Annotated in this window: 13 protein-coding genes; 4 read left to right on the forward strand and 9 right to left on the reverse strand. The window is 70.6% G+C overall.

What is annotated here, in order from left to right:
- Window positions 1–12: 12 nt before the first annotated feature.
- Together ABD793_RS33955 and ABD793_RS33960 are read right to left on the reverse strand one after the other, a co-directional pair.
- Complete coding sequence (locus ABD793_RS33955; RefSeq protein ID WP_344867376.1) at window positions 13–1539, reverse strand: AMP-binding protein; 1527 nt, start codon at window positions 1537–1539, stop codon at window positions 13–15.
- Between the two features lie 91 nt (window positions 1540–1630).
- A complete protein-coding gene (locus tag ABD793_RS33960; RefSeq protein WP_344867398.1) occupies window positions 1631–2449 on the reverse strand; it encodes a helix-turn-helix transcriptional regulator in 819 nt (272 codons plus the stop codon).
- A gap of 29 nt (window positions 2450–2478) precedes the next feature.
- Here ABD793_RS33960 and ABD793_RS33965 point away from each other — a divergent pair, with 29 nt between their 5' ends.
- On the forward strand, window positions 2479–3324 hold the full coding sequence (locus ABD793_RS33965) for a hypothetical protein (RefSeq protein ID WP_344867377.1): 846 nt from the start codon (window positions 2479–2481) through the stop codon (window positions 3322–3324).
- 94 nt (window positions 3325–3418) lie between these two features.
- On the opposite strand, the gene ABD793_RS33970 is transcribed toward ABD793_RS33965, so the two are convergent.
- Together ABD793_RS33970 and ABD793_RS33975 are read right to left on the reverse strand one after the other, a co-directional pair.
- Entirely contained in the window at window positions 3419–4006 is a 588-nt protein-coding gene (locus tag ABD793_RS33970; protein WP_344867378.1) for a nuclear transport factor 2 family protein, read from the reverse strand.
- A complete protein-coding gene (locus ABD793_RS33975) occupies window positions 4006–5091 on the reverse strand; it encodes an amidohydrolase family protein (RefSeq protein ID WP_344867379.1) in 1086 nt (361 codons plus the stop codon). Before ABD793_RS33975 ends, ABD793_RS33970 begins: the two co-directional genes overlap by 1 nt.
- Before the next feature lie 65 nt (window positions 5092–5156).
- Here ABD793_RS33975 and ABD793_RS33980 point away from each other — a divergent pair, with 65 nt between their 5' ends.
- On the forward strand, window positions 5157–5744 hold the full coding sequence (locus ABD793_RS33980) for a TetR-like C-terminal domain-containing protein (RefSeq protein WP_344867380.1): 588 nt from the start codon (window positions 5157–5159) through the stop codon (window positions 5742–5744).
- A gap of 6 nt (window positions 5745–5750) precedes the next feature.
- Here ABD793_RS33980 and ABD793_RS33985 read toward each other — a convergent pair whose 3' ends face one another.
- From ABD793_RS33985 to ABD793_RS34005, 5 genes are all read right to left on the reverse strand, one after another.
- Window positions 5751–6566, reverse strand: coding sequence for a dihydrofolate reductase family protein (locus tag ABD793_RS33985; RefSeq protein WP_425548811.1), 816 nt, complete (start codon window positions 6564–6566; stop codon window positions 5751–5753).
- Window positions 6563–7432: a dihydropteroate synthase gene (folP, locus tag ABD793_RS33990; RefSeq protein ID WP_344867382.1), complete on the reverse strand. Its 870-nt coding sequence runs from the start codon at window positions 7430–7432 to the stop codon at window positions 6563–6565. Before folP ends, ABD793_RS33985 begins: the two co-directional genes overlap by 4 nt.
- Before the next feature lie 162 nt (window positions 7433–7594).
- Window positions 7595–7894: a YciI family protein gene (locus tag ABD793_RS33995; RefSeq protein WP_344867383.1), complete on the reverse strand. Its 300-nt coding sequence runs from the start codon at window positions 7892–7894 to the stop codon at window positions 7595–7597.
- Window positions 7895–8115: 221 nt separating this feature from the next.
- Window positions 8116–10083 (reverse strand): S53 family peptidase, encoded by a 1968-nt coding sequence (locus tag ABD793_RS34000; RefSeq protein WP_344867384.1) that lies wholly within the window; start codon window positions 10081–10083, stop codon window positions 8116–8118.
- 97 nt (window positions 10084–10180) lie between these two features.
- Window positions 10181–11704, reverse strand: coding sequence for a helix-turn-helix domain-containing protein (locus ABD793_RS34005; protein WP_344867385.1), 1524 nt, complete (start codon window positions 11702–11704; stop codon window positions 10181–10183).
- Between the two features lie 181 nt (window positions 11705–11885).
- On the opposite strand from ABD793_RS34005, the gene pucL reads away from it, so the two are divergent.
- Window positions 11886–12758: a factor-independent urate hydroxylase gene (pucL, locus tag ABD793_RS34010; protein ID WP_344867386.1), complete on the forward strand. Its 873-nt coding sequence runs from the start codon at window positions 11886–11888 to the stop codon at window positions 12756–12758.
- A gap of 12 nt (window positions 12759–12770) precedes the next feature.
- Window positions 12771–13507: FAD binding domain-containing protein (locus ABD793_RS34015; protein ID WP_344867387.1), on the forward strand; the 737-nt coding region annotated here is incomplete at its 3' end.

The following is a 13507-nucleotide window of genomic DNA, read 5'->3' on the forward strand; positions in this document are numbered from 1 at the left end:
TGCCCGGTCGCCTCAGTGCACCTGGCGGTCCTGGTCGTCCCAGTACGGCTTGCGCAGCTTGAACTTCTGGATCTTGCCGGTCGCGGTGCGCGGGAGTTCGGGGAGGAACTCGACGCGCTTCGGGCATTTGTAGCCCGCCAGGTAATCACGGCAGTGCGTGATCAGCTGCTCGGGAGTCACGTCGGTACCGTCGGTCACCACCAGCGCAGTGACCAGTTCGCCCCACTTCTCGTCCGGGATGCCGATCACCGCGACCTCGCGGACCGCCGGATGCGAGGTCAGCGCGTCCTCCACCTCGATCGACGAGACGTTCTCGCCGCCGGTGATGATCACGTCCTTCTTGCGGTCGGCGATGGTGAGGTAGCCCTCTTCGAACCGGCCGCCGTCCCCGGTGTGGAACCAGCCGCCCTCCTGCACCCTGGCCGTTTCCTCCGGATTTTCCCAGTAGCCCTCGAGGTTGGTGTTCGACTGCATCAGCACTTCGCCGTCGGCGTCGATCGCGACGCGCACACCGAGTGCCGGTGCGCCCGCCCGGCCGAGCAGCCTCGCCTGCTCGTGTGAGTCCAGTTCGGCCCATTCGCTGCGGAACCGGTTGACCGTCAGCAGCGGCGCGGTTTCGGTGAGGCCGTAGATCTGGATGAACTCCCAGCCGAGTTCGGCCCGCACGCGTTCGATCGTGCGGGTCGGCGGCGGTGCGCCTGCCACGACGATCCGGACCCGGTCGCGGCCGGGGATTTCACCGTCCCAGTTCGCCGCACCGTCCAGCGCCGCGGTGACCACCGCGGGTGCGGCGCACATGATCGTGACGCCGTGGTCCCGCACCCGGCGAAGGATTTCCGTACCGTCCACTTTGCGCAGCACGATATGCCGTCCGCCGAGGCCGGTGACCGCGTACGGCATGCCCCAGCCGTTGGCGTGGAACATCGGCAGCGTGTGCAGCAGCACGTCGTTGTCGTTGAGGGTGGTGTGCAACCCGAAAACGGCCGCGTTGAGCCAGAGGTTGCGGTGCGTGAGCTGCACGCCCTTGGGTCGCGCGGTGGTGCCCGAGGTGTAGTTGAGCGTCGCGGTGGCCGATTCGTCGCCTGCCCATGGACGCGGTTCGCCCTCGCCGCCCCAGATCTTCTCGTCGTCCTCGCCGAGCACGAACACGTGTTTCGCAGGCACCGTGTCCCGCAACGACTTCAGCTCCGGATCCAGCAGCACGACCTCGGAACCGGAGTGCTCCACGATGTAGTGCACCTCGGCCGGTGCGAGGCGGAAGTTCACCGGCACCAGCACCCGGCCCCAGCCGGAGACGCCGAAGAACGAGGTGAGCAGCCGCGCCGAGTTGTGCGACACGATGGCAACGCGGCCGCCGGTGGGCACGCCCAGCGCGTCCAGGTTCGCCGCCTGTGCCCGTGCCCGCCGGGCGATCTCGCGGTAGCTGACCGAGCCCCACGACGACGCGGGCTGGTCGGGTTCGTCCACCACTGCCACGCGGTCCGGGTACACCGTTTCCGCGCGGTCGAGGAAATCGCGGACACCGAGGTCGTAGAACACGTGCCGTTCCCTTCACATCGTCGGGCTCCGCTGCCCGTTCCGCGATGATGACCCGGCCGCCGTGGCCACTGCCACCCCACAAAGTGGGTGCTCAGCGCAGCAGGCCGGACGCGCGTGCCCGGTTCACCGCCTGGACCCGGTTGGTCACGTCGAGCTTGCGCATCGCGTGCTTGAGGTAGGACTTGACGGTGTTCGGCAGCAGACCGAGCCGCGCGGAGATCTCGTCGTTGGTGCACCCCTCGGCGGCCAGCCGGAGCACGTCGACCTCCCGCGGGGTCAGCGGGCCGCCGGGTGGCGCCGGCGCAGGGCCCAGCCGTTCGCACACCGCCAGCAGCCGGGCGCGGGCCGCATCGTCCTGGATCGATCCGGCGATCGCGAGCAGTTCGGCACGCAGGTCGGACTGCTCGCCTGCCGGCACTGCGGGCGGGTCCGCGAGACGACGGCGGACTTCCTCCTCCACGTCGATGTCGCGTTCCAGCCGGGCCACCACGGAACCGGCCGCGCGCAGCACACGATCGCCGAACGTGACGGATTCCCGCGTCGCCGCGTACAGCACCGCGCGCGTGGTGGTGCCGACGCGGACCGGCACCGCGAGCATCGCGCGCAGCTGCTCCGGGGCCACCGCACGGTCGTACTTGTGGGTGATGCCCTGTGCATTGAGGTAGTCGATGACCGTGGACGGCCTCGCCAGCGCGACTGCCTTGCCGCCGAGCCCTGCGCCGGTATCCACGCGCAGGTGCTGCAGCGATCCGGTTGCCGTGCCGCGCAGCTGGTCGATCACGAGCGTGCTCGATCCGGCGGACACCGGCCCGCCCATCGCGACAGGCAGTCCGGTCGCATGCTGAAGTGCCTGCAGTGCACCGGCGACCAGGGGGCTGGCCGCGAGCGCGAGCCGTCCCGGAGGCGTCATGGGCACCGTCCCGCTTCCTTCGACCGGCGATGACCTGCACGTTACGCGCTGCGTCGCGTTCGGACTACTCGTGTGGTTCGGTGGCGGACGTGGCCACCCCGGATTTCGACACCGTCGCCGACCGGCTCTACGCCGGTGACCCGGCGGAGTTCGTCACCGAACGCACCGCAGCGGCCGGTGCCGCCAAGAGCGCGGGCGACGCCGAGCTGGCCCGCCGCATCCGCGCGCTCCGCAAGCCGACCGCCGCGGCCGCGTTCGTGAACCGGCTGGCGCGTGCGGATTCGCCGGCACTGCGTGAACTGGCGGAGCTGGGTGCGCGGCTGCGCGAGGCACACGAGCAGCTGGCCGGAACCCGGCTGCGCGAGCTGGCCCACCGCAGGGCCGACCTGCTCCGGCAGATCCGGCGGGAGGGAACCGGGCTGAGCGAATCCGTGGCACGGGAGGTGGAGCAGACCCTGGAGGCGATCGTCGCGGACCCCGAGCTGGCCCGGATCGCACTGGCCGGCCGGTTGACCGCGAAAGCGCACCAGGAGGCGGACCAGTGGCTGTCCTTGCCGGTCAAGGAGAACACCCGGCCACGATCGTCCGAAAAGGATCGCCGCCCGGCCTCGGCGGCGAAAGAGCAGCGACAGCGCGAGCAGCGGCAGCGCGAGGAACAGCGCCGCCGGCAAGCGAAGGCGAGCAAAGCCCGTGCGGAAGCCGAACGCGAGCTGGTCCGTGCTCAGCGGGTGGCCGAGCAGGCCGACGCCCGCGTGACCGATCTGCGGGAACGGCTCACCGAAGCCGAAGACCGGGCCGCGCGGGCCGCCGACGAGCTGGCGAAGGCCCGTTCCGCGTTCGAGAAAGCCGATCAGGCGGTGGAAAACCCCGGCTGAGCGGTCATCGGGTGCGGTCCCGTGCGAAGAAGGAGCCGCACGGTCGACGCCCCCAGCCGCCCGGCCCGGAGCCCGGGAACGCCTGCTCCCGGCGTCAAGCGGTTTCGTCGAGCCAGGTGAACGCTTCCGCGTAGAACCGGGCTGCTTCCTCCGGCCGGTCGTCGCCGTAGAGGTCGTCGCCGACGGAGTAGCCACGCCGGGTCAGGGAGTAGCTCAGGAACCGGTACGGCGGACGGAACTGCGCGACTTCGGCCGGGCCGATCGACAGCGGTACGCCGGGATGGGCCGGCCGCACCGTGTCCCGCTCGTACACCGGGTCCAGTGCGGTGATCAGCCAACGGTCCGCGTGCCGGGCCACCCGGAAGTACAGTCTCGCCGCGGACTCCAGGTCCACCTCGACCTCGTCGAGGGTGGTGCGCATTTCGATCACCGCAGGCACTTCCACGAACGCCCGGTTCTCGCGCAGGTGCACCACCGGCGGGCTCAGCCGGTGCGCGGAGGTGTCCCCACGGCCGCTCATCTGCTGCGAGGCCTCGACGAACTCGCCGCCGCTGCCGCGGAACCAGCTCAGCCGCACCGTCGAGTCCTCGGCGAAGCACTCCCGCATCCGGTCCCACCAGCCACGGTCGCGGCCCTGCCGTTCTTTCAGCACCAGCTGGGTGATCGCGGTGACGTCGTCCATCAGTCCTGTCCTTCCGAAAGCAGCGGGGTGATTTCCACGCCTGCGCACCACACCGCGCGGATCGCCCGCGTGGCCGATATGTCCACCGTCGGATCGCCGTCCACGAGGACGAGGTCGCCGCGTAATCCGGGGCGGATCTCGCCGCGGTCGGTCAGTCCGAAGGCCCGTGCCGGTGCAATCGTCGCGGCACGCAGGATCTCCACCGGGCTCAGTCCTGCCTCCGCCAGCAGCTCGAATTCCCGGTGCAGGCTTTCGCCGTGCCGGACGGAGAACGGCGCGCCGACGACTGCGTTGGCATCCGTTCCGGCGAGGATCTCGACGCCGGCCGCGTGCAGATCCGCGACGTTCTGCGTGAACGACCCGGCTTCCCCCGGCCGCTGCACGCCGAGTGCGCCCGCCATCATCGTGAGCGTGGGGATCGCGACCTGACCGGCGGCCTTCATCGCGGCGACGTCTTCGGCCCGGATCCGCCCGAGCACCGGCACATGCGTGACGAATCGCGCGCCGGACGCCACCGCCAGCTCGTAGGCACCGGGCGTCGCGGCGTGCACCACGGTGTCGAGTCCCTGTTCCCGCGCGGCCTCGGCCAGCGCACGCAGCGCCTCGGCGGGCGGCCCGCCCTTGCCGGGAGCCTCGGCCACGCCCTTGATGTAGTCGACGCCTTCCGCCGCGCGAACCTCGACGAACCGGCGGGCCTGCTCCGGGGCCAGTACGACCGCGTCCGCAGGCATCCCGGGCATTTTGGCGTGGTTGCCGCCAGGGCCGATCGCCGGAAGCCCTGCGGTGCGGAAGTCCGCGGCACCGGTCACCGTGCGCAGTGTGGCGACGCGTTCGGCCGGCCAGCACGCCATGTCCAGCGCGGTCGTCACGCCCCAGGAAGCGAGCACGGCGAGGTGTTCGGGGCTTTCCAGATGGACGTGCGCGTCGATCAGGCCGGGCAGCAGCGTGGCGCCGCCACCGTCGATTTCCCGCGCACCCGCCGGATCGTCGCCGAGCACTGCTCCGTCGAGCACGACAGTGCGTGGTTCGGTGAGCCGGTCCCCGTCGAAGACCCGTACGTTGCGCAGCGCGGTCCGCCCGGTCACAATGCCCTCCAATAAGGAACAATTCTGTTCACTATCGACGGTAGCACCTGGTGGGATCGGGAGCCATGAACGAGGCACGGGCACGGCGCCGCGGCGAGGCACTCACCGGCGCGATCCACCGCGCCGCGCTGGACGAACTGGCCAGGACCAGTTTCGGCGAGCTGTCCTTCGATCGCATCGCGGCCGCCGCGGGCACCGGCAAGGCCGCGCTGTACCGGCGCTGGTCCGGTCCGGCCGACCTGGTGCTGGCCGCGCTGACCGACCCCGCCACCGGATTCGGCGCGGTACCGGACCAGCCGCGCACCGGCAGCCTGCGCGGGGACCTGCTCGCCATGCTCGGCCACTTCGTCCGTTCGATGGACGAGCCACGGGGGCACGCGCTGCGCCCGCTGCTCGCTCAGCGGCACCGCCATCCGCAGCTGTACGAGCAGGTGAAACAGCTGGTGATCCGGCCGCACCGGGAGGTGCTGCTGGCCGTCCTGCGAGATGCCGCCGCACGCGGTGCGGCCGTCCCGGAGCGGGTCACCGAACGGACTGCCGCGCTGGGCCCGCAGTTGATCATGCTCGCCGCCTGGGAGAACGCCGCGGTGCCGCCGGAGGAGGTCGAGGCGGTCGTGGACGAGGTCTTGCTCCCGCTGATCTCGCGCCGCTGACCGGACTCAGCGCACCAGATAGCGCAGCAGCACAGTGCTGTCCTCGACCAGCATCGTCTGCAGTTCGAGCTGCTTCGGATCGATCGGCACGCCCATCGCGACCCGCGGGGCGTCTCCGGCCACCAGCATCGGCGACACGGTGAGCCGCAGCTCGTCCACCACGCCGGCGGCAAGCAGGGAGGCGAACAGGTGCGGCCCGCCTTCGCAGTCGATGCGGCGGAGACCGCGCCCGGCGAGCGTTTCGACCGCGGCCCGCAGATCCACGTCGCCCGCTCGCGCGGGGGGCCGGGGCGCGCCGGCACTCGTTTGCCGCGCCGGGTCGCCGGTGATGGCGTGCAGCTCGGGGTCCCCGGTACCCGCGACGAGCACGTCCGCGCCCGCCTCGGACCAGGCCGCGCACAGGGCCGGATCGGTGGCCGCGCTGGTGATCACGATCGTCGGCACGAGTGTCCTGGTGAGCACGGGCGCGTCCGGCGGCAGGGAACGGCCGGTGCTCACCACCGCGATCGGCGCGACCGGGGCAAGGCCGTGCCGTCGCCGCCGGTCCGCGGTCTGCTCGTCCGGGTGCATGCCCTCGAACTCCTCGGCCACCGCGGTGCCCGCGCCGAGCAGGACCACGTCGGCGAGATCGCTGCCGAGGCCGTACACCACGCGGTCGGCGGGGGTGGACAGCGCCCGCGAGCGGCCCTGCACGGTGATCCCCCCGTCCGCGCTGGACACGAAGTTCACCGTGAGCCACCGGCCGCGGTCCGGGTACCGGTAGAGCTGCTCGACATCGGCGCCGGTGCGGTCGCGGCTGCCCGGGAAGACCTCGCGCATCACAGCAGCCGTACCACCTTCGCCGGCGGGCGGGTGCCGGCGATGCTGGCCACCATTTCGGTCACCTGCCGGGTTTCGCGGACCTGGTGCGCCCGGAACATCGCCGCACCGTGCAGTGCGGCCACCGCGGTCGCGGCCAGCGTGCCGGTGACCCGTTCACCCAGCGGCAGATCCAGGGTTTCCCCGACGACGCCCTTGTTCGACATCGCCATCAGCACCGGCCAGCCCGTGGCGACCAGCGCGTCGACGTTCCGCAGCACCTCCAGCGACTGGTAGGTGTTCTTCCCGAAGTCGATGCAGGGGTCGATCATCACGCCCTCGCGGGGCACTCCCGCTGCGACGGCCTTTTCGGCCAGCGTGCTGGTGGCCTCGACCACCGCGGCCACCACGTCGTCGTACTCCGGGCGCGGCAGTTCGACACGGGGTTCGAGACCGTTGGTGTGCGCGCAGATGTAGCCCGCGCCGTGTTCGGCGGCCACGTCGAGGATCTCCGATTCGAACGCGGCCCAGTTGTCGTTGATCAGGTCCGCACCGGCCCGGCACACCGCGTCCGCGACTTCGGCGCGGTAGGTGTCGACGCTGATCACCAGGTCGGGATAGGTCTCACGGGCCCAGGCGACGGTGGGCACCACGCGGCGCAGCTCCTCCGCGACGGTCACCTCGGGGCCTTCGCTCGCCGGTACGCCGCCGACGTCGATGAGGTCGGCGCCCTCGGCGACTGCCCGGTGGACCGCCTCCTGCGCCCGGGCTTCTTCGAAGGTGGCCCCGTGGTCGTAGAAGGAATCGGGGGTGCGGTTCACGATGGCCATCACCAGGGCGCGGTCACTGGTGATGCGGCGGCCTCGGAAAACGAGGTCGGGCGTCTGCATGGAATTCTCCCGTACCGGAACTTCGGTCACCAGCGATCATAGGCGAGTTCACGGGGGGAGTACGGCCGGCAGGTGGCGGGCGAACCGACCGTGCGGGGTGTCCGCGCGACGGGCCGGAGGCCACCTGCGTCCGGGCGTTCTTCGGGGTCTTCGACCGGTTGTTCAGGAGGCGAGGGCCTCGTTGATGGCGTGGAATTCGCCGGAGGTGCGGGTGGCGGAGAATTCGATCACCCGGTAGTGCGCCAGCCGCTGCAGCACGAGCGGATCGGTGGCGAGTACCGCATCGAGTTTGCCGCGCAGGCACGGGCGGGTGAGGATGACCTGGTCGGCATCCTCGTTTCCTTTTCCGGAAACCAGGAACAATCCCTGCGAGAAGTGCGCTCGCAACCAGTCCGCGTGTGCGGCGAGCGCGTAGTCCACTTCGTTTCGAGGCGCTGTGTAGGACAGCAGTGCGATGTACATGAGTTCAGGGTAGAACTCGGCCGCGCGGAGTGCATCCATCCGCCGAGTGGCAGCTGTCGCACAATTCATTCATCGGTTGGTCAAGAATTCTCAAGAATCCTTTACGGAGGCCCGCTCGGCAGTGGTGGAACTGTGTCCTTTACCTGACAACACGGGAATTCCGGATACCGCACTGCGCGCCGCCGGCCGGGATGTCCGGCCGGCGGCGCGAGGTGCTCGGCTCATCGGCTGCCGAAGGACGAGGGGTAGTCCCCGCCCGGCACGCCGAGCCCGGTCTCGGTGTCGAAACCCGGTCCGACCTCGGGCGGATGCAATCCGTCCTCCGGTTCCGGCAGCTGGGTGGCGAGGAAGTGGTTGAGCACCGGGTTCTTGCCCCCGTTGCCGTTCGACGGATAGTTCACCGCGGTCGGCGGGTTCCCGTCCGGCAGCCGATGGCCGGTGACATCACCGAACGCGGAACTGCCTGCGTGCTGGTACAGCAGCGGATTGGCGAAGCCGAAGCGCCGGCCGCCCCGGCCCTGCTGGGCGAGTGCCTGCACCCCGGCGAACAACGGGGTGGACAGGCTGGTCCCGCCGAAACCGTGCTCGAGGTAGCGCCAGGTGCCGGGATCCGTGGTCGGCGAGCCGTCCAGTGGCGTGCCACCGACCAGCATGCCGGTCAGCGGGTCCGCGTCCATGCCGACGTCCGGGCCGACCCGGTTCTTCTTGCCGTCCTTGCCGACGGCGTAGTCGTCCGGGACGACGCCTTGCTGGTACCACGGTTGTGGTTCGTCGAGCGAGCGGCCACCGCCGGTTCCCCCGGCGCCCTGCTTCGCTTCCCAGGAGCTGCCGTCCGCGGACAGCGCGCTGGTCGGATCGCCCCATCCGGTTTCCCACTGCCGCTTGCCGTCCGGCCCGATGGCGATCGACGTACCGCCGACCGAGGTTTCCCAGCCACTGCTCGAAGAAGTGCTCAGCCAGTCGTCGCCTTTGTCGGTGTTCTGGAATCCGCCGTCGCCGGCGCAGAAATAGAAGCCGACGCCCTGCAGCGCGCCCTCTTGGTAAGCCTGTTCGTATGCCTTGCGCAGCCCCGGCGGGGCGACGGTCGCGATCGACGACGAGACGATGCTCGCGTCCGTGTGGTCCATTGCGTAAAGCATGCTGTCCAGCAGGTTGGCGCCGTCCGCGCTGGAACGTCCGATGGTCACGATGTTCGCGTCCGGTGCCATGCCGTGCACCGCTTCGGCGTCGATCGTGGCTTCGATGTTGGCGGAGAAGCCGCCGTTGACCGGATCGTTCGCGGGGGATCCGTCCGGCGTCGGCACCACGCTCAGCTGCCCGGGGTGAAGCCGCGGCGTGCCGACGTGGTCCGCCCAGGTGTTCATGTCCTGTTCCAGACTGTCCGCAGGCGTCGCCAGGAGTGCGACGGTCTCGCCGGCGCCGGTGAGGTCGGTGCTGTCGAGACCGTAAGCCTGCCGCAATTGCCGGGGCGTGTATCCGCACAGCGCCAACGGCGGAGTCGCGCCGTTGGCTTGCGGCACGCCCTTCGCAGAGCGTTCGCCCCAGTACTTCGAGCACTCCGCGGGTGCTTCGGCCGCGACGCGTGCGCGGTGGGTGGAAGTCTGTGTGGACGCGGCTTCGTCCGGGTCCAGCACGATGAACTGGTCCGCTCCCACGCCGAGCACGATGTCGCCGAGCTCGGCAGGCACGCTCAGGTCGGTGGTCGCGGTCAGGTAGTGCCCCTTGATCTTGCTCTCCGGCGGATACGTGAAGTCGTGGAAGCGCACGTCGAACGCGGCGTTCAGCTGCCCGATCGTGCCGGAGGCCTTCAGCACCCGCCAGTTGGGCTGTTCCACTTTCAGGCCGGCCGTGCGCAACCAGTCGCGGACCTGATCGAGCTGTGCCCGGTCGAGCTGGTGGGTTTCGCGAATCCGGTCCCGTCCGATGAACTGCGCGTAACCGGGGCTGTTCGGATCCGAGGCGGCTTTCGCCTGGCCGGCCAGTGCGGCCGGGTCCTTGACCGCGAGGTAGATGTTTTCCGAAATCGGGGTGTCGTCCGGTACTGCGCCGTTGTCGACGAGCCCTTCGGTGGGACTGGTGTCGGTGAGCGTAACCCGCTCGGGGGCCGCTCCTGCCATGGTTGTTCCGGCGACGGTGAGGGTTGCCGCACAGGTCGCGGCCAGCACCCACCGGAAACCGACTCCGCGCACAGTGTCTCCTCGCAGATCTTGGTCTGGTGTGGCGGCAGACTAACCAGCGCGGACTTCGATTTTTGTCAGCGGCTGTTTAACAATTTCCTTATCGCGTTCACGACCAGCCCCAGTTGCGGGTGAAACAGCCGGCCAGATAGAGGTCCACCCGGTCGGCGAACCGGCCGAGATCCCGGCCGGTCAGGTCACCGACGCGGGCCATCCGGTAGCGCAGGGTGTTCACGTGCAGGTGCAGGGCCGCCGAAGTCTGCGTCCACGAACCCGAATGCTCGAGGAACGCCTTGAGCGTGGTCATCAGTGCGGAACCGTGACCCGCATCGTAGGCGAGCACCGGACCGAGCACCTTTTCGCCGAACGACCGGCGCAGCTCCTCCGGCACGGCGGCGAGCAACAGCAGGTGCGACGCCACTTCGTCGCCGGCCAGCACGGTCGCCCGGCCAGGGGCCAGTGCGGCGAGCGCGCGGGCGTGCCGGGCTTCCTGCACGCCGGAACGCAGTCCCTCGGCGTCGGCCGCGCGGCTGAGTCCCAGCGTCAGCTGCGCCGAGCCGAGTGCCGGCTCGACGGTGTGCACAGCCTCGCGCAGTCCGGCCGTCACCGCCGGCTGCGGTGCGGAGAACAGGCCGAAAGTCTCGCCGTCGACCGTGGCCACCAGGGCCGGTGAGTCGTCCGCGGCGAGCAGTTCCGCCAGCAGTGCCGCGGCGAAGCCGGGACCGCCGCCGCGGATCTCGGCGGAAACCGTGCCGACCGGTTCGTGCGCCGGAAAACCCGCGGCAGCCAGCCGGGACGCCAGTTCCCCGGTGTCGCCGGACAGCGCGAGCCGCAGCAGTGCTTCGGCCCCGCGGTTTTCGATCCGCCTGGCCTCGTCCACCCGGGAACGCTCCAGCCCCACCAGCGCGGCCAGTTCCTGCGCGAGCTCACCGCGCGCGGCAGGCCATCCGGCCAGGTCGCCGTCCACCACCACGAACCAGCTCGCCACCCGGTGCCCGGACCGGCCTGCCGCGGGCAGCAGGGTGACCGTCCCGTCCCGGCACGGCAGCCGGTCCGCACGCAGGAACCGGCCGGCCAGCGCGGCCCGCCGTGCCTGCGGTAGCTCGCGGACCCCGGCGAGCTGCTTGCCGGTGGCGCTCAGTACCCAGCACGGCACCCCCAGTTCCTCCGCGCCTGCCTCGACCAGTGCGGCCAGCCCGTGTCCCGCGGTCGCCGCGGCCACCAGCCTGCGGTGCGAATCCCGTGCCGGCGCCGAGCGTTCCGCGGCGAGGCCGAGGATCACGCGTTCGACCACGGTCGCGAACGACACCGAGACCGGGACCTCGAACAGCGGCAGTCCGGCCTGACCGCACGCGCGCACCAGGTGCTCGGGCACCGGACCGCCGGTCTCCGCGGTGCCCGCACCGAGCGCAACCACGCCTGCCGCGGCGAGCCGGGTGACGAACTCGTCCGCCTCGTCCGGTCCCGGCAGCCAGCGCAGCCCGCACAGCACGATCTCGCCGCCGTCGAGGTACCGCGTCGGATCCCGCAGGGTCGCCTGGAACACGCGGGCGAACTCGGCTTCGCGCGCACCGGGCCCGGTGAGCAGGCGCAGGCCGAGGCCAGGGGTGTCCAGCAACGCGCCCAGCCGCACGTGCTCCTCCTTCCGGTTCTGCCCGTACCACCCCCAGTACCGCACAGCACGACGGCGCGGTCGTTTGGAGGAACCTACGAAAAACCACCTCCGGCGTCCGCTCCCTTTCGGCGGATCCGCCGTGGCCCGCGCCACGCCGAGGCGGGTGTACTCGGACGGCGAGCGAACGAAAGGGAGGACCATGGCGATCGTTCTGGGCGACAACCGCTACGGGAAGGCGGAGAACCGGCTCGTGCGCGTCGACCGCGACGGCGACGAGCACCGGATCACCGATCTCACGGTGAGCGTGTCGCTCTCCGGGGACCTGAGCGACACCCATCTCACCGGGGCCAACGACAAGGTGCTGGCCACCGACACGCAGAAGAACACGGTGTTCGCGTTCGCCCGCGACGGCATCGGCGAGATCGAGGACTTCGGGCTGCGGCTCGCCCGGCACTTCGTGCGCACGCAGGAGAGCATCCACGCCGCCCGCGTCCGCATCGAGGAGCATCCGTGGCAGCGCCTGACGGTCGACGGAAAGCCCGCGCACCATTCGTTCGCCCGTTCCGGCATCGGCTCGCGCACCGCGACGGTGACCTGCGACGGCGATCAGGCTTGGGTGCTCGGCGGGGTGCGGGAGCTGACCGTGCTCAACTCCACCGGATCGGAGTTCTGGGGCTTCCCCCGTGACGAGTACACCACCCTCGCCGAGACCAAGGACCGGGTGCTCGCCACGACGGTGTCGGCGACCTGGCGGTTCTCCGGCACGGCGGTCGATTGGGCGGCTGCGCAGGAAACCGCGCTGGCTGCGCTGCTGGACGCATTCGGTGGCACCCACAGCCTTTCGCTGCAGCAGACGCTGTACGCGATGGGGCAGCGAGTGCTGGCGGAGGTGCCGGAGATCGCCGAGATCCGGCTGTCCTTGCCGAACAAACACCACTTCCTCGTCGATCTGGCTCCGTTCGGAGCGGACAACCCCGGCGAGGTGTTCCATGCCGCCGACCGGCCATACGGGCTGATCGAGGGGACCGTGCTGCGCGACGACGCCCCGCCCGCCGGGCCGGCCTGGTCCTGAAAGGAGGCTCCGGTGGAATTCCTGCGCCCGGCTTCGCTCGCGGAAGCCCTTGCCGCACGCGCCGAACGTCCCGACGCGGTGCCGATCGCCGGTGGCACCGACGTGATGGTCGAGCTGAACTTCGACCACCGCCGTCCGGCCGCATTGCTCGATCTCACCCGGGTTCCGGAACTGTTCGGGCACCAGGTGGCCGACGGCCGGATCCGGATCGCCGCCGCCACCCCGTACGCGCGGATCATTGCCGAGCTGGGGGACCGCTTGCCCGGGTTGGCGATGGCCTCGCGCACGGTCGGTTCCCCGCAGATCCGCAACCGGGGCACGGTCGGCGGCAACCTCGGCGCGGCCTCGCCGGCCGGGGACACGCATCCGGCGCTGCTCGCGGCGGGAGCCGAGGTGGAAATCGCGTCGGTACGCGGTACGCGGCTGCTGCCGATCGAGGAGTTCTACCTCGGCGTGAAACGGAATGCGCTGGAGCCGGACGAGCTGATCACCGCCGTGCACCTCGCGCCGGCCGGTGGGCCGCAGCAGTTCAGCAAGGTCGGCACGCGTAATGCGATGGTGATCGCCGTGTGTGCGTTTTCCCTTGCACTGCACCCACAGCAGCGCCGGGTCGGCACCGGGATCGGTTCGGCTGCTCCGACGCCGCGGCGGGCGGTGGCGGCGGAGGAGTTCGTGTCGGGGGAGTTGTCGTGGGATCGGCCGGTTGCGTTGGCTGATTCGGTGCGGTGGCGGTTTGGTGAGCTGGTGGC

This window comes from Amycolatopsis ultiminotia, from assembly GCF_039536925.1.
GTDB lineage: Bacteria > Actinomycetota > Actinomycetes > Mycobacteriales > Pseudonocardiaceae > Amycolatopsis > Amycolatopsis ultiminotia.